The organism is Vibrio sp. R15-SG3-ISO1A (assembly GCF_059833955.1).
Map to the genome: position 1 here is coordinate 1 of NZ_JCBDGH010000001.1, position 18271 is coordinate 18271.

Below are 18271 nucleotides of genomic sequence, written 5' to 3' on the forward strand. Positions count from 1 at the left end.
ATGCTGCTGATTGGCATGCCGGTAAACGCGCGGACATGCAGTGCGAACTCTGAACTGTCTTGTGACATCAAAGTGACCAGGCCGGTATCGTGTGGGCGCGGCGAAACTTCATTGAAAATCACCGTGTCGCCTTTGATAAAAAGTTCGACACCAAAAATGCCGTAGCCGCCTAATGCATCGACAACGCTTTGCGCCGCATGCTGCGCCGCTTTTAATGCCTTATCCGACATGATTTGTGGCTGCCAAGACTCACGGTAATCGCCATCTTCTTGGCGATGACCAATTGGGGCGCAGAAATGAACGCCGTCAACGGCGCGTACTGTGAGTAGAGTGATTTCGTAATCAAAATCAATAAAGCCTTCAACAATCACGCGGCCTGCGCCAGTGCGGCCGCCATCTTGAGCGTATGCCCAGGCTTTTTCGATGTCTGCATCTGTCTTAATGACGCTTTGTCCTTTACCCGATGAACTCATCACAGGCTTGCACACGCATGGCAGACTGACCGCCTCAATCGCTGCGGTGAATTCGTCATAGTTGTCGGCAAATCGGTAAGGAGAGGTGGTCAGAGAGAGCGTTTCTGCGGCTAGGCGGCGAATGCCTTCGCGGTTCATCGTCAACTGCGTGGCTTTCGCGCTTGGCACGACATTCAGACCGCGCGCTTCAAGCTCTACCAGCTTGTCGGTTGCGATCGCTTCAATTTCTGGCACGACATAGTGAGGCTGCTCTTTGTCGATGATGGCTTGCAGTGCATCGCCGTCAAGCATGTCTAGTGTGTAACTGCGATGCGCGACTTGCATAGCAGGGGCATCTTCATAGCGGTCACACGCGATGACTTCTAAGCCCAGTCTCTGACACTCAATGGCGACTTCCTTACCCAGTTCACCTGAGCCGAGGAGAAGAACACGCGTTGCATTTTGACGAGTCGCTGTACCAAACATAATCAACCTTTTAGAGATGTAGAATTTGGCGCTGATCATACGAGGATAGATCTCAAAAGGCAAACGTTTGCGTCTATCTCAATTTTGTGACTTATATTAGGAGTCTTGCATGTATTTGTAGAGCAATGCGCATAAATCGAGGTTATACTTTTGTAAGTCACATGTTGTAAATATAACTATCAATAAGAATGCAATACGATCCTAATAATTCCATCAAAATTCCAATAGAGACACTGACCGTTGGTATGTTTGTCACCGCACTGGAAGACAACAAAAAGGTCAATCTGGCCAATGCGGGGCGCGTGCCGTCTGATCAGTCTGTCAAGCAATTGATTGGCAACGGTATCAAGTTCGCGTGGGTGGATGAAAGCCTGTCCGCGAAAGGCTGTGTTTTTACTCCGGTCAAAGAGCAAGAAGATGATTCCCATGACATTGCGCCGCCTGCAGCGACCGACGTGATTCGCACCGAAGCGGTGAAGCGCAAGCCGAAAAGTCGTTTCTCAATGCAGAAAAAAGCCGCCAATATCATTCGTGAGGCGAAAGGACTTGCACAGAAAGTTCTGACCCATACGTTTGATGGCAAAACTGTGCACGTCGATGAGTTCGATGACTGGGCGGAAGATTTGATTGAATCGGCGCTGGTGGACTCCGATGCGCTACAATGTGTTTCAGCGCTGCGCAACAAGGACGAGTATCTATTGGAGCATTCGGTCAATGTGGCCACCTTATTGGTGACCTTTGGTAAACATCTGCAATTGCCAAGAGAGATGCTCAAAGAGATGGCGATCGGCGGCATTATTCATGATGTGGGCAAAGTGAAGGTGGATGATAAGGTGCTGCACAAACCGGCACGCTTAACACCGGAAGAATTTGAGCACATGAAGCTTCATCAAGTGTTTGCGAAAGATATGATCATGTCCGTGACTGGGCTCAGTGATGTGAGCCGTGATGTCTGTCTGATGCATCACGAAAAACTGGACGGCAACGGCTACCCGAATGGCCTTAAAGGGGATGAAATTCCGTTGCACGGTCGCATGAGTTGCATTGTGGATATCTACGATGCCCTCACCGCGGATCGCGTCTACAAGCGCGGAATGAGCTCGGCAGAGGCGTTTAAAATTCTATTGAGCCTCACGCCCAATCACCTCGATCGTGACTTGGTGTATAAGTTCATCAACTGTATCGGTATGTACCCAGTGGGGGCGTTAGTCGAACTCAGTGATGGGCGAGTGGGCATCGTCTGGACATCCAATGAATCTGAACCGCTGAAACCAGAAGTGAAGTGTTTTTACTCGCGTAAGAACAAGCGTTATGTCGATGTGGCTTTTGTTGATCTCAAGCGCAGCAGCGTCAAAATTGCCAAAGCGATTGCCCCAAGTCAGCTTGAAGTGGATGCAACGCCGTTCTTTGACGTTTGATGCCTCGATAGTGAGCCGCTACTTTTCGTTGTAGGCAGGATAGGTCTTCACAGACAATACCGTCACCGTAAACAGAAAAAGCGCCTTTTACTCACGTTGTGTGGATAAAAGGCGCCTTTTTATTGAGCACAATGTGTCGGCGTTAACGCTTAGATCGCAAGATAGGTCAGTGGAATATCTGGTCCTAATACTTCAAGGGTCGCTTGCGTGTCGGCCAGGTGACTGATGCCACCTTCGGCCATCTCTGCCAAGGCACCAGATTCAATGTCGCTGAAGGATTTGCCGGCCATCAACAATTGAATCAACGCGACTTGGAGTGGTGGCAAGCTTGGGTTGAACGCGGCGTTTTCAGCGTACGCACCGAGATAGGTCGACCCATCGGTGGTTTTGAGTGCGACACCGCTCAGGTTGTGAGTGTATGGTGAGTGGCTCATATTCAGCGCTTTCAGTGCCGCTTGTACCAACTCGTCACCCTCTTCACTGCGATAGCCGTGATTGACCTCAGACATCAAACCCGACTCAATACCGAGATCGCTAGGACCAAAGGCTTCTGGCAGATAATCGTGCAAAGTCTTGCCTTCACGTTCAGGCAATTGAACGGTGAGTTCTTTTGCCGTCGACAGTTCATTCATAAACTGACGACAGTGGCCACAAGGGCTGTAGTTGATGGTGATGTCAGAAATGCCTTGCTCGCCTTTCATCCACGCGTGACTGATGGCACATTGCTCGGCGTGTACCGTTTGACCGAGTTGCACACCAGCAATCTCAACGTTGGCACCGAAATATAAGCGACCCGTTAAGCCGCGCACAATCGCGCCCACGTAAAATTTAGACAGGGGGGCGTAGGAAAAAGCCGCCGCGACAGGCAAGAGCATCACTCGCGTATCGGCATCGCTTTTACCGCTGATGTTTTTTAACTGCTCAAATTGGTCGGCTGACAGGGTGGCATCAAATGACTCGCTCAGCACGATGGGTTTGAGGTAATCGGCAACGTCGCTAGGGAGCTGTGTCAGGGCTTGTTCTATGCGGCTGGTCATAGTGAATCCTTTATTGTTATTTCAGAGTCAAGCTCGATGCTAGGGAAAACATAGCTAGGTTGTTGACATCTTGTGATACTGGACAATCATTCTATGCGACGCACCAAACAATACAGTGATAAAAATCACACTTACGTTTGTAACAAGTGCAAATTTACTGATAGATGAGTGATGTCACACAATTTTGGCGCGCTACCTAGCCGCAGCTAGTGCGATAACCAGAGCGCTAGAGCGAAAAATGACGGTGCCAATATGGAGGTGATCACGCCACACACCACCAGAGCCAGAGAGCTAAACGCCGCATCTTGTGCGTTTTTCTCCGCACAGGTCGCGGTGCCAAGGGCATGTGAGACGGTGCCCATGGTCAGACCCTTTGCAATCGGGTGGGTGATGTTTAACAGCCCGTAGATAGGGTAGGCGAAAATCGCCCCAAACAAGCCGACCAACAGCACCAAAATCGCTGCAATCGCGGGTTCGCCGCCCAAATGGCTAGAGACTTCCATCGCAATCGGTGTGGTTACCGATTTGCCGAGTAAACTGGCGATCAAGGTTAAGTCGGTGTCTAGACTAACGGCAATCAGACTGGCCGTCGCCATTGACAGGACGCTACCCACACCGCATGCCAACATTATGATGCGCCAATTGGCCCGAATTTGAGGGAGCTGTTCATACAATGGGTAGGCCAAGGCCACCACCGCAGGCTGCAGCAGCAGATTGATCCAGTGATTGCTTTCGTAATAGGTTTCAAAAGGAACGTTTAGCCAAGTCAGGAGCGGGATAAGAACCGCGAGGCTGACCAATAGCGGGTTCATTAGCGGTGAGTTGACTCTACTGCACACCCAACGCGCACACAAAAACACCACCACAGTCACGAGTAGCCACATCATTGGTCACCTCGCTTAAGCAGGCGATCCAGCATCCAGCCCAGAGAGACGAGGACAATCGCCGTGCCACCAATCGCACTTGCCAGAATTGGCCACGCATTGTGGTAGAGCAGATCGAAGTGCTCCATCAAGCCGACACTGATGGGCACAAACAGCAGTACCATATAGCGAATAAACAGCGTCGCACCGGGTTTGACCCACTTTGAGGGAACCAAGCCACTCGCCATTAAAGAGAACAAAATAAGCATGCCGATGATGCTGCCGGGAATTGAGGTCTCCAGCCATTGCTGAATATTGAGACCGGCGATCAGGCAGAGAAAAATCAAGCCAAATGAGATGAAGTAGTGCAATAAAGTACGAGGCATAAGAGCGGTGTTGCCTTAAGAGACCAACTGTTGAACGTATTGATAGACCGATTTTAAGATCGCGACTTTCTTTTCGTCACTTTCATGTTCATGAACTAAGTTTTCCAGATTGATCATGTAATCTTCAATGCGACTTTCGAAGTACTCGCGGCAATGCGCCGCCCACTGCTGCTGCTCTTTTTCATCCAATGTCCATGGGTAGTGGCGTGCGCGGTAGCGAAATAGAAGCGGGGCGATGCGTGGGTCACTGAATTCAATGTCTAGCCCAGCGAGTTGCTGCGGATCCGTTTGGCGAATGATCTCCATGGCCGCTTTGTCAGTAGGAGAAAAGAAACCGTCATACAACTGAGTATCCACGTCGGATGAAGCGGCGTACTCTCGTTCAATACTGTACAAGCCAATCAACTTTTCGCGGATTTCTGGGTGTTGGCGCAGCGTGGCTAGGTTTTGTAAGCACTGCTCACGGTCGATTCCAATATGAGCGGCATTGTCTGCCGTGAGGGTTTTCGCAGGGGCGAGAATTGGGCACTTATTGAGATGCACCAGTTTGACTGGCACGGGCAGTTCATCGGGTCCTAGGTCGTCTCGCTTGGTGTACAAACGCGTGTTGAGTGCGTCGACATCAAGATCCAACAGTGGCTGAGGATTTTTGGCTAAGTCCACCATGATAACCGCGTTTTGGTTGGTCGGGTGCCACGCCACTGGAACCATCCAACTGGTGTATTGGCACTCTCGGCCTAACATGCCGGAGACGTGCATCAAGGGGGTCATGTTGACAATATCGATCAGCTCATTGAGTTTGCGTTTGTGGCGCATCGACAAAAAGTAATCAAACAATTTGGGCTGTGCGGCTTTGATTTTTTTTGCCATCTCAATGGTGGCAATCACATCCGCCATCGCGTCGTGCGCGTTGGCGTGTTCAATGCCATTGGCGACCGACAAATGTTCCAACTTAAAGCTAATAAAGCCTTCTTCGTTTTCTGGCCACTCGATGCCTTCAGGTCGCAACGCATGACACGCGCGTAGCACATCCAATAGATCCCAGCGAGAGTTGCCGTTTTGCCAGCTCCACGCATAAGGGTCAATGAAGTTGCGGTAACAGGTATAGCGCGTCACTTCATCATCAAAACGAATGCTGTTGTAGCCCAAGCTTATGGTATTGGGCGTTGCCAATTGCGCGTGAATCTGGGCGATAAATTCAGGTTCTGGCAGCCCTTTACTGACCGCCGTTTGCGGAGTGATACCGGTGATGAGCGCCGCTTCTGGCGCGGGTAAGTAATCGGCAGGTGGCTGACAGTAAATAACCAGCGGCTCACCGATGATGTTGAAATCCATATCGGTGCGTACGCCTGCAAACTGGCTCGGCCTGTCTTTGGCAGGGCTGGTTCCCCAAGTCTCATAATCAAAGAAGAAAAACGTCGGTTGATTATCAGATTGCATGGGTTCTCCAGAAATTGCGTGCGATTGACGTGAAGTATCCGTCAAGAAAGGGCGCGCAAGCAAGGGAAATGGCGAAAAACTTTCACGTCAGGGCGAGGGTGACGATTTTCTGCGCGTTAGGACAAATCAAGGACGATAAGACTCGACGGCCAACGTAGAGGCGCTACGAGTCATCGACTGCTAACGATAACGCTCAATCAGCGCCAACATATCTGGGCTTTCGAGGACGCGGATTCTGCTATGGCCTTTTTCTTTTGCAAACAGTGCGTACTGCATGGCTCGCGCGACTTCACTGGCATGAATGGGAATCAGCTTGCGCAATGGGCCTATCATGAGTGGACGCGCCACTTTTAGCACCGCTTGCAAAACCAGTTCATCATTTCTTGGCGTGTCTCTTAGCCCCACTAATGGACCTGGGCGAACGAATACCACTTGCTCAAACCCCATACGCTCAATGGTCAGTTCCATTTTCCCTTTACAGCGTAGGTAATGAGACAGTGAGCGCGATGACGCGCCATAACTCGAGACAACAGCGAGACGCGTCACGCCCAGCAGTTTCATTTCGCTCGCGACCTCACATACCAGTTTGACGTCGACTTGTTCTAGCGCCTCTTTAGAGCCTGCCTGCTTGCGTGTGGTGCCCAAACAAATGAAGCCATAGGTGGGCGTCGGTTTGTCGTCTGTCCACGTCTGTACTTCCAGTTCAGGGTGAATCAGCGTCTCTAATTTGGGATGAAAATAGGGCAAGGCTTTTCGAGATAACGCGTAAATAGCCTCGATGGGCTCGGCCTCGAGCATCTGCTTCATCAGTTCGTTGCCAATCAGGCCCGTGGCGCCTGCCGTGATGACGACAAGCGGTGCACGTTCGTTGGGGTTGTGTTCAGTCTGGTTCACCGTCAGCCCTGCATGAATTCGAAGAAGGTGAACGAAGAATCCTACAGGATCAGTGAAAAGTCTATGATCCCATTCTATCTTTCGCGATCTAATGGGTATTTGTGTCCTTGTGTGGAAGAACCGGGGTTAGGTGAGTGAGAAAGGTAAGCGACGAGTGCTTTTCTTGGGTGAGGACGAGCCGTTTTTGGGTTTACTTGAACGTCGATTTGCAATCATACAGACCTCCTTGCGCTCTACGTTATTGACGAAAATATAGTACAAATGGAGAAAAATACCAGTTGAGGTCAATAAAACCGATGAATTGACCAGCAAATGGTCAATCACAACAGGGGCGGCGGGTGTTCAAAACGGTATTTCGCGGTACACTGACAAAAATTCAATCTCACCATAGGGATACGTGATGAACATTGACTTGACGACCATGCCGCCTGCGGACATTTATCATTTGATGACGCAAACGGTGATTCCCAGACCCATCGCTTGGGTACTGACGCAATCAGGCACGCAAAACTATAATTTGGCGCCGTTTTCGTACTTTACGCCGATTTCTAGTAATCCACCGCTGTTGATGTTTTCTGTGGGCAAAAAGCCCAGTGGTGAGCTCAAAGACACGACGCGCAATGTACTAGAAAACCGAAAAATGGTGGTGCATATCGCTCATCAGGCGCAAGCCGAGTCGGTGACGCAAACCGCCGCTACCCTAGAGCATGGTGAGTCAGAAGTGGCAGCCACCGGTCTTGAGTTGGTTAGCTTTGACGGTTTTGATCTGCCTCGCGTGCAAGGTTGCCCGGTGGCGTTTGGTTGTTCGCTGTTTGAAGTCAAAGAGATCGGTGACACCCCTCAAAGCCTTATTTTTGCCAAGATTGAGCAGATCTACCTTGATCCTAATATCGTGACAGAGGAGGGCGAACGCCTGATGATTGATGCTCTGTCGCTCAACCCACTTTCCCGTCTCGGGGGCAGCCAATACGCTCTGACCCGTGACGTTTTTTCTGTAGCTAGGCCCAAATAACATGTTAAACCACGCTTTTTCTGACGCCATTTGGCACCGTATCAACCAGAAAACCAAACCTCTTGGCTCGCTTGGCTTGCTTGAGTCAGCAGCCCATCAATTGGCGCTGATCCAAAGTAGCAAAGCGGGCAAACTCGCGCAGCGCATCACGCTCAACCAACCTGTTGCTATCGTCTTTGCCGGCGATCACGGGATTGCCGATGAGGGCGTCAGCATTGCGCCTAGCGCTGTGACGCAGCAAATGGTGCTCAACTTTTTAGCCGGTGGCGCTGCGGTGAACTGTTTCTGCCGCGCCAATGATGTTGCGCTTACTGTTGTCGATTGCGGAATCTTACTGCCGGTGGAGTCTGACTCGGCGCAGTTTATCTCTCAGCGTCTTGGTGAGAGAACCCACAATTTTGCCAAGCAAGCGGCGATGAGTGCTGAGCAGGTCGAGAACGGCTTGCGTTTGGGGGCGCAGGTGGTCGACAAGGTGATCGCATCTGGCTCTGAGCTGGTGATGTTTGGTGAAATGGGCATTGGTAACACCAGTAGCGCGGCGGCCCTGCTGAGTGCCTTGACCAAGGAGCCGGTTGAGCGCTGCGTCGGCCGCGGAACGGGCATCACCGATGAGCAGTACGAGCGTAAAGTGGCGTTGGTTGCACAAGGTGTTGCGCGCTGTGATGGTCTAGAGGTGAAAGAGTTATTGGCCGAGGTCGGCGGGTTTGAGATTGTGCAGATGGTTGGCGCTTTCTTGGCGGCGGCTAAAGCGCAAGTGCCGGTGCTGGTTGATGGTTTCATTGTCAGTGTAGCGGCGTTGGTGGCAAGCGAACTTGAACCTTCAAGCCGAGAGATGATGATTTTTGCCCACCGCTCGCATGAGTCGGGTCATCAATTGTTGCTGCAAAGACTGGAAGCTTTGCCGCTGCTTGACTTGCAGCTGCGCCTAGGTGAGGGTACTGGCGCGGTATTGGCCGTGCCTTTGCTACGCAGCGCCGCCGAGTTCTACAACACGATGGCGAGCTTTGAAGAAGCCGGAGTCACGGTCTAATGTGGCGCGCGAGCAAATATCAATGGCAACTGTTTTGTTTGGCGTTGGGATTTTTCTCGCGTCTCCCTATCCCGTCTTCGACGCCTTATAGTGAGGCGCGCATGAACCAAGCCGGGCGTTATTTTGCGTTGGTCGGCGCCATTTTGGGCGCGTTGTGCGCCTTGGTGTATAGCGCAGCGCAGTGGTGGCTGCCCAGCAGTGCGGCGCTGTTTGTCATGATGGTGTTTAGCTTGATGCTCACCGGCGCCTTTCATGAAGATGGCCTAACGGACATGGCGGATGGTATTGGCGGCGGCATGACCACCGAGCGCCGCCTCGAGATCATGAAAGACAGCCGAATCGGCACCTATGGCGCCAGTGCACTTATCATGGCGCTACTGGGCAAGTTTGTTTTGCTGAGTGAACTCATCGAGCAAGTAGATCAAAGTATCACTGCCATCGGTGTGATCCTTATTGTCGGCTATACCTTGAGTCGTGCGGTGGCCGCCTCGTTAATTTTCGATATGCCTTACGTCAGCGATCTCAGTGGCAGTAAAAGTAAGCCCTTGGCGCAGCGTCAAACTCGGCTTGAATTAGCCATTCTCGTTATGACAGCCGCAGTGTCTTGCCTGTTTTTATCCGCGGGCGCGGTGCTAGCGCTAGTGATTGTCGCTGTGGTGTTTCGCTTTGGCTTTAAGCGCTGGTTGCAGGCGCGCCTCGGCGGCTTTACCGGTGACTGCTTGGGCGCGGCGCAGCAGATCATGGAGTTGCTCTGTTATCTCACGTTGCTTGCGCTCGGTGGCCCTATTCTCAGTGGAGGTGCAGGGTGACGATTCATTTGGTGCTTGGCGGCGCTCGCTCAGGAAAATCGCGCTTTGCCGAAGCGCAAATTCGCTCGCTATGTAAAACGGACAACGTCGCGCAGGGGAGTGAGGTAGTCAAAAAACACTACATCGCCACGGCGACTCATCTCGACCAAGAAATGGCCAGTCGGATTGCGCACCATCAAGCGCAGCGCGTCGGTGAAGGGTGGCACCTACATGAGTGCCCCACCGAGTTGAGTGAGCAACTGGTCCACTTTGGTCAGTACGATGTGGTGCTGATCGATTGTTTGACGCTGTGGCTGAACAATGTCATCTACAACGGCGGCGAGACGCTCAGTGATGAAAACACCCAGCAACGAGTGGCTCAGTTGGTAACGAGCATTCAGCGCTGCCGCGCGGATATTGTCTTAGTCAGCAACGAAGTAGGGTTGGGTGTGGTGCCATTGGGTGAAATCTCGCGTCGCTTTGTCGATCATGCCGGTTGGATGAATCAAGCCATTGCCCAAGTGGCAGACAAGGTGACGCTGGTGGCCGCCGGTCTACCTGTTTCATTGAAATCGTAGGAGTGCGGATGTCTTCTATCCGAGTCTCGCTTGTTCGTCACGCCAAAGTGGATGGCAAGCCTGCTTTGTATGGTCATACGGATGTGGCGGTGGCGGCGGAGCGCCAACAGGCGTTCGCGCGTGCGTTGGCGGAAAATGGATATGCCACGCTGCCGATCGTTAGCTCACCGCTGAGTCGCTGCGCAGATCTTGCTAAAGCCCTGCATGCGTTGGGTGAGGAGCAACCAAGCGCCGCCAGTCCACTCACCCATTCGGTCTCAACCCCAGTTACGGTCCCTGTGACGATAGAGCCTCAATGGCGCGAGATTTCGTTTGGTCAACTCGATGGCATTCCTTTTGATGAGGTGGGCGAGCAGTGGTCAGCGCTGGAGGCGTTTTGGCAGCATCCGGCTCAGCACACGTTACCCGGCGCAGAGACGTTAGAGCGTTTTTATCATCGCGTCGTCAACGCTTGGCAAGCGTTCGTTGCTGAGCTTTCACACGATACCTTAGTGGTGATGCATGGCGGCACGATTCGGATGATTTTGGCTTATGTGCTTGGACTCGATTGGCAAAATCCGGCGCTGTTTTCAACCTTGCATATTGAGAACCAATCGATCACGCAGCTTGAGTGTTACACCGATGAGAGCGGTCAGGTACAAGCTCAGCACGCACGGGTCCGAATGATTGGCGCACCGCTAGGGACTGGATAAACACTGTTTGAGGTTATCTCCTAATCGCTTAAGGCTGTCTTGTCACCGATAGCGACTTAAAAATGGCAAGCAGGTATCAAGTCACATCAATCGATACGCAATGGGCTGCATTTAAGCACACAAAAGCGCAGTGAAAGACGCAAAAGAGGATGCGTTTTATTGTGATTCGATTACACTGCCTAAAGCTTGGCGCGTTGTCAGAATGGGACGACGGCGCGTCATGAACAACCTCTTTAAATGATTGAAGTTTTTACGTAGCTGAACGGGGCGCCGTTCGGTTGCCTGCACAGTGAGTCTTGTGGGTAGGGTGATACCCAGTTGATGGATAATTTTCGATGAAGCACACAATTGGTGTCGATAAGTTTGATCGCTCCTACATAAATTGTCGGTTCAATTCATTAACATACACCGCTGTGCAATAAAGGAGTAGCGCATGACGAAATCCCTCTTTCGCCAATCTTTTCTTTTTGACAGCCTCAACGTCGATCAAGAGATGCCTGTGGGTGAAATGACGGTCGCCAATGGCGTCGTTTTCCGGCTTCATCAACGTGGCGTTTTGGAAGTGATTCCTGCCGACTGTGATGAGACCACCAAGCATATTATTTTGTCTACCGGCATTCATGGTGATGAGACTGCACCGATGGAGCTCATTGACAAGATTGTCGATGACATTCAAACAGGTTTCCAGCCGGTCAGGGAGCGTTTGCTGCTGATCGTTGCCCATCCGCAAGCCACCAATGCTCATACTCGATTTATTGACGTGAATCTGAATCGTCTTTTTGACGATAAAGACTACGAGCCGAGCATTGAGCTATCGATTGCTAATGAATTGAAAGACGTCGTCGGGCTCTTTTACCACGGCACTGACCCTGCCGCTCGTTGGCACTTAGATCTGCATTGTGCGATTCGTTTATCGAAGCACTATACCTTTGCAGTCAGCCCGAAAGTGCGACATCCGGTGCGCAGTAAAGCCCTCATGGATTTTGTCGCCAGTGGCCACTTAGAAGCAGTGATGTTTTCAAACGCGCCCTCAAGCACCTTTAGTTGGTTCAGTGCAGAGAATTTTGCGGCGCAAGCTCTGACGGTCGAATTAGGTCAAGTGGCCAAAATCGGTGAGAACGAACTGGGCAAGCTGGTTGCGTTTGATTTGGCGATGCGCGATTTGATTTCGCGCAGTAAAGCCGAGCACTTACCGCGTAAGCCGACTATGTATCGCGTCAGTCGTACTATCGTTCGCCTGCATGACGATTTCGACTTTTTGTTTGCCGATGATGTCGAAAACTTTACCGCGTTCAAACATGGCGAAGTGTTTGGCCATGATGGCGACAAACCGCTGCTGGCGAAAAACGAAGGAGAAGCGGTCGTCTTTCCAAATCGTCATGTCCCGGTTGGACAGCGCGCGGCACTGATGGTCTGCCCGGTAAAAGTCCGCTACGAAGAGGATCAGGTCGTTTACGATTAATCGTCTTCTAACACTTTTCATTTTAGTGGCTTAGCGTTATCGTTAGGCCTCTGTTCTTTCTAGCCCGCCGAATTGACCTACCTTGCATGGAATTTAGCCAACTTTTACATCGTAAACAGCACCGTTGGACACGCGCCGCATGGTTAGGTGCCGGATTGTTTCTTCTAGTGAGTCTGTTTTACGTCATGGTCGGGGAAGTGTTGATTAATCCGCTTGGCGAGCTCAGCCACATTCAAAACCAGTTGCTTGTTCATCTGCGTCTGCCAAGATTGATCTCTGCCGTAGCGATCGGCGCGGCGCTGGCGTTGTCGGGGGCAGTGCTGCAAGTCTTGCTTGGCAATGTGCTCGCAGAGCCCGGTGTGCTCGGCATTTCCGGTGGCGCGAGCATTATGATGGTGCTGGTGCTGTTTTGTTTCCCTGTATTTGCGACGCCGTTAGGTTATATGCTAGCGGCGATCATCGGTGCGCTCTGCTTTACCTTACTGTTGGTCTCGATTGCCAAAATGATGAAGCTGACGACAACACGTCTTCTCTTGGTGGGGGTCGCGCTGGGCATTTTGTCGGGGGCCGTGGTCACTTGGGCTTTCTATTTCAGTGATGATTTAAGCCTTAGGCAGTTGATGTATTGGCTGATGGGCAGCATTGGCGGCGCAAGTTGGTCTCATCACTGGCTGACGTTAGCGCTTATTCCGGTTGTGGTTTGGCTATGTACTAAGGGAGCGCTGCTGGATCGCCTGATGCTCGGTGACGTTTATGCTAAGCAGCTGGGTATCGACACTGACGCCGTACGCTGGAAACTCATTTTGGCGGTATCGATTTTGGTCGGGGGCGCGGTCGCGCTCGGTGGAGTGATTGGCTTTGTCGGCTTGGTCGTCCCGCATTTGCTGCGTTTATCGCTGGGCAGCGAAAACCGCTTTCTGTTGCCGCTCTCTGCACTGTGCGGGGCACTATTAGTGCTGGTGGCGGATCTTATCGCGCGAACCGCGCTGCATTCGGCGGAACTGCCGCTTGGCGTTGTGACAACCTCAATAGGCGCGCCAGTGTTCATTTGGATGTTGCTGAAAAATCATGATTCACATTAATAATCTCTCTGCTGGCTCGCGTTTGCTTCCACTCTCTTTTGAGGTCAATCAGGGAGAAATTGTCCACGTCATTGGCCCAAATGGCAGTGGTAAAAGTACCTTGTTGACCGCTATCGCAGGGCTATTAACGGCGAAAGGGGAGGTGAGGATTGGTGAGCTTGATGTGGCCAAGGCGTCGATGCCTTCTTTAGCCTCCTGCCGGGCTTTTTTAAGCCAGAGCGATCGCCCAGCGTTTAACATTGAAGTCGTGCAGTACTTGGCGTTGTCGCTGCCAAGCCAAGCGAAAAGCGTACTTGATGAGGTGAATGTGGCGGTCCACACCCTCGCTCAGTGGTTACAGTTAGAGGATAAGCTGCATCGTTCGATTCATCAGTTGTCTGGTGGGGAGTGGCAGCGAGTGCGCCTATGTGGGATCTGTCTGCAAGTCTGGCCAACACTGAATCCGTTGGCGAAGGTATTGATTCTTGATGAACCGGCGGCGCCGCTCGATATTGGTCAAGAAACGCTTCTTTACCGTTTGATCGATAAAATCGCCCAATTAGGCATTACAGTGGTGATGTCCAACCACGACCTGAACCGAACCTTGACTCATGCGCACAAGGTGGCGATGCTCGATCGCGGCGTGTTGCAACAGTTTGGTCTGCCTGAAGAGGTATTGAATGAGGCGCAGCTGTCGCGCGTGTTTAATACTGAGGTCCGCTGCGAATCGATTCGCGGCAAGCGGGTTCTGCTGTTCTAACGCTTATCGCGCTCTGTTGTACTTTAGCGCTCTTTGCCTATTTCATTATCATCCACACTATCCCTCACGAACTCGCCTTTAGAGCAAATAGTCGAACTGAACTAGTGCAGCGTTGCACTGAATCGGTTCGCGTGCCAAAGCAGTAGAGTCGGTAAATTATTAGTTCTCACACAAATTTAATTAAAAACAATAACTTAACTATTTTTAAAAAGTTGGCACGCTGTTGGCATTAGTGAAAGGGATACATTCTCGTTCTTGTTAGGCTGATTCAATTTTTCAGTACCCCAGAAAAAATTGAACGTCGTCAAATTATGACTATGGCAGCTTCCGCCACCTAAGGATTCCCGTCCGTAGGTGGCGGCTTTTTTTCTAGCGTAAGCTTTTCTTAATGAGCGCTTATTGTAGAGGAAGCTTTTTGTTCAGGAAAAACGAGCGCAATAAAGCGGGTTATTGAGTCAGCGGTGCCAAATCCGCAGGACGGTAATAGACCGATTTCAACACCTTTCCTTGGCGGATGGTTTTTGCGTCTGACACAAAATCTTTGGCACATTTCGCGATCAGATAATCGCCTTTTTTCACTGCGGTCAGCTCGATACCTTGCTTGGCGTAGTGCGCTTCGGTGTCAGCGAATTCTTGCTCATTACGACACACTTTACTCATGTTGCTCGAGTGTACTTCATCCCAACACGGCAGAAAGTCGATACCACGGTTAACGGCCACATTAAGCAACACATCAATCAAATAGTTAATCGCAAGATTATCTTCAATACGTTGCTGGCCTAGATGCACCAATCGACCCATCAAAACATAGACGCTATCGACAATCGCATCGGCTTGTTCGGTTTTGCAATCCGCTTCAGCCAGTTCGGTCATTTCTTCAATGATCAAAGACGTATGGAGAGTATCCGCTTTGTCGTCTAAGCTTTCAGGTGAGGCGACAGGTAAATCGAAAGTGCTGCGAAATTCAGTGATGTCTTGGTACAGGTGATTGAAAAGTTCAGTGGTGAGTTGGGTCAATTGCATATTAGCTAAGCCTAGGGTTACGAAGTATTGCCAAACGTGAAGAGAGTAAGCAAAGGTTAAGACGTACGGCAATAGTAACAAACCGCCCTATGTCCCGCCAGAGTAACTCTGTAATCGTACGACTCATTTGATATTCGTACCCTGTGATACGTTCGAGCTCGTCCATTGACCGCTGATAAAATGGCTACCACGCTTCCATTTTGAATGAAAAGCAAGAGAACCCCTCTTTCTATATGGGAGTTGATGCTTATAATTCTATTAAAGACTTCACGCTGATAGGGCAACATCATGGTAATAGAAAGCGAAAGTGAAAAAGTGATCAGACGTCTGTATCAAATCACCAATGATTACAGTAAAGGCTTTGATATTCAGGTGAGTCAGCTCATCATGATGGGGTTAGAGCGCTTTAATTTAGATATCGGCATTTTGTCACGCATCGATGGCGGCACATACACGGTGTTGCACTGCGTCGTTCCTGAAGGCGCGGATCTTAAAGCGGGTGACACCTTTGAATACGATTGCACCTATTGTGAAATCACCTGCTCATCGTTTGGTCCTGTGGCGATTGAGCACATGGGCGAAGATGATGCCCACGCGATTCACCCTGCCTACAACGCATTTGGTTTGGAGTCCTACATTGGTGTGCCCATTTTTGTGGATGATGAAATCTTTGGCACCTTGAACTTTTCTTCACCGATTCCTTACCCACGTAAATTTAAAGATATTGATATCGACGCGCTTAAGTTGATGGCGTCATGGATTGAGGTCGAGTTGATTCGTCGTAAGCAGGAGACGCGCCTGCAAGAGCTCAATGCCTCTCTCGAGTTTCAAGCATTCCACGATCCTTTAACTAAATTAGCCAATCGCCGCGCGATGTTTAAAACCATTCATGTGGATTTGGAACGCATGAAACTGGCGGGCGGTCAGGGCAGCTTGGCGATCATCGATATTGATCACTTCAAAAAGGTGAATGACACCTTTGGTCATCAAATTGGTGATGACGTGATACGTAAAACCGCCGACGCGCTAAAAGCGCAGTTAACCGATAGTGATTTTATCGCCCGTTTTGGCGGGGAGGAGTTTGTCGTCTGGCTACCCGATCGAGATCCGAACGCACGTAAAACCGTGATTGAGGCGATGCACCGTGCGGTCAATAATACGCTGCTCGACGGTAAACCCATTACGGTTTCCGTTGGCGCGACCCACTTCGATTTTGCGAATGCTCGGTTGACAGACTGCCAGAAATCCACGCTTGATGAGATTCTCGCCATTGCCGATGAGGGGCTCTACAGCGCCAAAGCCAGTGGTCGCAACCGCATCGAGTGGCGCGAGTACCATACCGACCACGCCGCGGCGTGATCGGCGACTGCGTTAAAGAGCTTTAGGAGAACAGATAAGGGAATAACTGACGCTTTTCTTGATCAGTCAGTGATTCGACTCGGTCGATATTGGTGTCAGGAATGGCTTCTGGGTTGGGGTAGTGACGCAAGACTTTCTCCATGCTCTCTTCACGAATGAGATGAAACACGGGGTAGGGTGAGCGATTGGTTAAGTTCTCATCATCGTCTGGCTCAGTGCCGCCAAAGCAGTAGTCGGGGTGGAATGTGGCCAGTTGGAAAATGCCCTCATAGCCTTGCTGTTTAATCAAGGCTTCTACCCAATCAACAAACAGATTGTAATCATCAAACGATTGCAACATCTCTGGCACCACCACTAAGGTGGTTTCCCGCTCCTCGGCTGAAAGTGCCTCTAGAGCGATAAGCTCACTCAGTAGGTCTTCAAGAAGAGACGCTTCGTCGGTGGCGTCACTGGTCACGATATGAATTTGTCCATTGCGCTGCGGTTTTGCGGCAAACGGACAAAGGTTAAGACCGATCACGACCTGATTAAGCCATTGCTTAACGGCGCTGATGATAGGAGAAGGGTTGGCTGAGAGAGTCATTTTAATTCCAAATTCTGATTTGAGCCAAGCATATCAGAATTTGCCTTTACAGGCGGCACTCTTGTGTGGGTAGTCTGCCGCGACAGCGCCGCACAAAGAAAGAAAATCATCACATAGAGCAGCATGCCACCAGCGATGACGGTTGCCCAACCACCGTGTTGCCAACAGTAAATCAAGAAAAAGCCCCCGATACTGCCCCCGACGTAATAGTGCACGAGATAGAGTGCAGTTGCCGTCGCCTTGGCTTGCGTCGCTTTTTGGCTCACCCACGCGTAGGCCAGTGTGTGGGTGAAAAAGGCGCCGAAGCTAATCAGCATCAACCCCAGTAGCATGAAAGGTAGGGTATCGACGTAGGCACTCCACATTCCAAGCATACTGATTAGCGCGCCCACTTTGATGCCAAGTAGCGGCGGGTAACGCTTATTCCAAACCGAGGTGAGCTTGGAGCTCAATGTGCCGGGCAGATAACACAGGAAGATCAGCGCCGCCAACCCAACTGGAAGAGAATGCGGTTCGGCCACGAGACGAAACCCCATCACCGAATAGAGATTCACAAACAGCGCAAAGTTGACACCACCAATCAACATTGCGAGCCAAATAGTGCGGTTTTTGAGGTGCTCGACCAGTGCGCGATTGTGGTAGCGAAGCATCCCTTTGGCGGGCTGGAAATGTTGCTGCTTGGGGAGCAGTAACGCGACCGCGATAGCGCCAACTAAGGTGAACAGCGCCATCACCAGTACCGCGTACTCCCAGCCCAGTTGGTCGGTGAGGGTACCACCAACAATACGCCCTGTGATACCGCCGAGTGAGTTCGCGGCAATGTAGCCACCAATCGCTTGACCAAACGCAGCGCTGCTCAGCTCTTCAACCATATAAGCGACGGCGACAGAGGCAAAGGCCGCCAAGGCGATGCCCATCATCGCGCGCAGTAAAACCAAGCCCAGCAG

Annotated in this window: 19 protein-coding genes; 10 read left to right on the forward strand and 9 right to left on the reverse strand. The window is 51.1% G+C overall.

Going from position 1 to position 18271, the window contains the following annotated elements; genetic code table 11:
* A partial coding sequence (gene purT, locus AC6R0L_RS00005) for a formate-dependent phosphoribosylglycinamide formyltransferase (protein ID WP_500627841.1) occupies window positions 1-938 on the reverse strand: 938 nt, incomplete at its 3' end.
* Window positions 939-1126: 188 nt separating this feature from the next.
* Between purT and AC6R0L_RS00010 the strand changes: the two genes are divergently transcribed.
* The gene (locus tag AC6R0L_RS00010) at window positions 1127-2356 is read left to right on the forward strand and encodes an HD-GYP domain-containing protein (RefSeq protein ID WP_500627842.1); all 1230 of its coding nucleotides are present in this window, start codon (window positions 1127-1129) and stop codon (window positions 2354-2356) included.
* Between the two features lie 149 nt (window positions 2357-2505).
* Here the strand turns inward: AC6R0L_RS00010 and cdd are convergent, their stop codons facing one another.
* From cdd to AC6R0L_RS00035, 5 genes are all read right to left on the reverse strand, one after another.
* A complete protein-coding gene (gene cdd, locus AC6R0L_RS00015) occupies window positions 2506-3393 on the reverse strand; it encodes a cytidine deaminase (RefSeq protein ID WP_500627843.1) in 888 nt (295 codons plus the stop codon).
* 206 nt (window positions 3394-3599) lie between these two features.
* Window positions 3600-4277: an LrgB family protein gene (locus AC6R0L_RS00020; RefSeq protein WP_500627857.1), complete on the reverse strand. Its 678-nt coding sequence runs from the start codon at window positions 4275-4277 to the stop codon at window positions 3600-3602.
* Window positions 4277-4642, reverse strand: coding sequence for a CidA/LrgA family protein (locus AC6R0L_RS00025; RefSeq protein ID WP_500627146.1), 366 nt, complete (start codon window positions 4640-4642; stop codon window positions 4277-4279). The genes AC6R0L_RS00020 and AC6R0L_RS00025 overlap by 1 nt, the downstream gene beginning before the upstream one ends.
* A 15-nt stretch (window positions 4643-4657) precedes the next feature.
* On the reverse strand, window positions 4658-6082 hold the full coding sequence (gene sbcB / locus AC6R0L_RS00030) for an exodeoxyribonuclease I (RefSeq protein ID WP_500627844.1): 1425 nt from the start codon (window positions 6080-6082) through the stop codon (window positions 4658-4660).
* 180 nt (window positions 6083-6262) lie between these two features.
* On the reverse strand, window positions 6263-6889 hold the full coding sequence (locus AC6R0L_RS00035) for a Rossmann-fold NAD(P)-binding domain-containing protein (protein ID WP_500627858.1): 627 nt from the start codon (window positions 6887-6889) through the stop codon (window positions 6263-6265).
* 487 nt (window positions 6890-7376) lie between these two features.
* On the opposite strand from AC6R0L_RS00035, the gene AC6R0L_RS00040 reads away from it, so the two are divergent.
* From AC6R0L_RS00040 to btuD, 8 genes are all read left to right on the forward strand, one after another.
* Window positions 7377-7988 carry a flavin reductase family protein gene (locus tag AC6R0L_RS00040; protein WP_500627845.1) on the forward strand — a complete coding sequence of 204 codons (612 nt, stop codon included), beginning with the start codon at window positions 7377-7379 and terminating at the stop codon, window positions 7986-7988.
* Window position 7989: 1 nt separating this feature from the next.
* The gene (cobT, locus tag AC6R0L_RS00045) at window positions 7990-9018 is read left to right on the forward strand and encodes a nicotinate-nucleotide--dimethylbenzimidazole phosphoribosyltransferase (protein ID WP_500627846.1); all 1029 of its coding nucleotides are present in this window, start codon (window positions 7990-7992) and stop codon (window positions 9016-9018) included.
* Window positions 9018-9827: an adenosylcobinamide-GDP ribazoletransferase gene (locus AC6R0L_RS00050; protein ID WP_500627847.1), complete on the forward strand. Its 810-nt coding sequence runs from the start codon at window positions 9018-9020 to the stop codon at window positions 9825-9827. The genes cobT and AC6R0L_RS00050 overlap by 1 nt, the downstream gene beginning before the upstream one ends.
* Complete coding sequence (cobU, locus tag AC6R0L_RS00055) at window positions 9824-10384, forward strand: bifunctional adenosylcobinamide kinase/adenosylcobinamide-phosphate guanylyltransferase (RefSeq protein WP_500627848.1); 561 nt, start codon at window positions 9824-9826, stop codon at window positions 10382-10384. The genes AC6R0L_RS00050 and cobU overlap by 4 nt, the downstream gene beginning before the upstream one ends.
* A gap of 8 nt (window positions 10385-10392) precedes the next feature.
* Window positions 10393-11076, forward strand: a complete 684-nt coding sequence (locus AC6R0L_RS00060) for a histidine phosphatase family protein (protein WP_500627849.1) — start codon at window positions 10393-10395, stop codon at window positions 11074-11076.
* 433 nt (window positions 11077-11509) lie between these two features.
* Window positions 11510-12538 (forward strand): succinylglutamate desuccinylase, encoded by a 1029-nt coding sequence (locus AC6R0L_RS00065; protein ID WP_500627850.1) that lies wholly within the window; start codon window positions 11510-11512, stop codon window positions 12536-12538.
* A gap of 86 nt (window positions 12539-12624) precedes the next feature.
* The gene (gene btuC / locus AC6R0L_RS00070; RefSeq protein ID WP_500627851.1) at window positions 12625-13620 is read left to right on the forward strand and encodes a vitamin B12 ABC transporter permease BtuC; all 996 of its coding nucleotides are present in this window, start codon (window positions 12625-12627) and stop codon (window positions 13618-13620) included.
* Complete coding sequence (btuD, locus tag AC6R0L_RS00075; RefSeq protein ID WP_500627852.1) at window positions 13607-14359, forward strand: vitamin B12 ABC transporter ATP-binding protein BtuD; 753 nt, start codon at window positions 13607-13609, stop codon at window positions 14357-14359. Before btuC ends, btuD begins: the two co-directional genes overlap by 14 nt.
* 447 nt (window positions 14360-14806) lie before the next feature.
* Here the strand turns inward: btuD and AC6R0L_RS00080 are convergent, their stop codons facing one another.
* The gene (locus tag AC6R0L_RS00080; RefSeq protein WP_500627853.1) at window positions 14807-15382 is read right to left on the reverse strand and encodes a nucleoside triphosphate pyrophosphohydrolase family protein; all 576 of its coding nucleotides are present in this window, start codon (window positions 15380-15382) and stop codon (window positions 14807-14809) included.
* A 288-nt stretch (window positions 15383-15670) separates the two neighbouring features.
* Here AC6R0L_RS00080 and AC6R0L_RS00085 point away from each other — a divergent pair, with 288 nt between their 5' ends.
* Entirely contained in the window at window positions 15671-16741 is a 1071-nt protein-coding gene (locus AC6R0L_RS00085; protein WP_500627854.1) for a sensor domain-containing diguanylate cyclase, read from the forward strand.
* A 22-nt stretch (window positions 16742-16763) separates the two neighbouring features.
* On the opposite strand, the gene AC6R0L_RS00090 is transcribed toward AC6R0L_RS00085, so the two are convergent.
* Both AC6R0L_RS00090 and AC6R0L_RS00095 read right to left on the reverse strand, forming a co-directional pair.
* On the reverse strand, window positions 16764-17324 hold the full coding sequence (locus AC6R0L_RS00090) for a DUF1415 domain-containing protein (RefSeq protein ID WP_500627855.1): 561 nt from the start codon (window positions 17322-17324) through the stop codon (window positions 16764-16766).
* Window positions 17321-18271: MFS transporter (locus tag AC6R0L_RS00095; RefSeq protein WP_500627856.1), on the reverse strand; the 951-nt coding region annotated here is incomplete at its 5' end. The genes AC6R0L_RS00095 and AC6R0L_RS00090, both read right to left, overlap by 4 nt.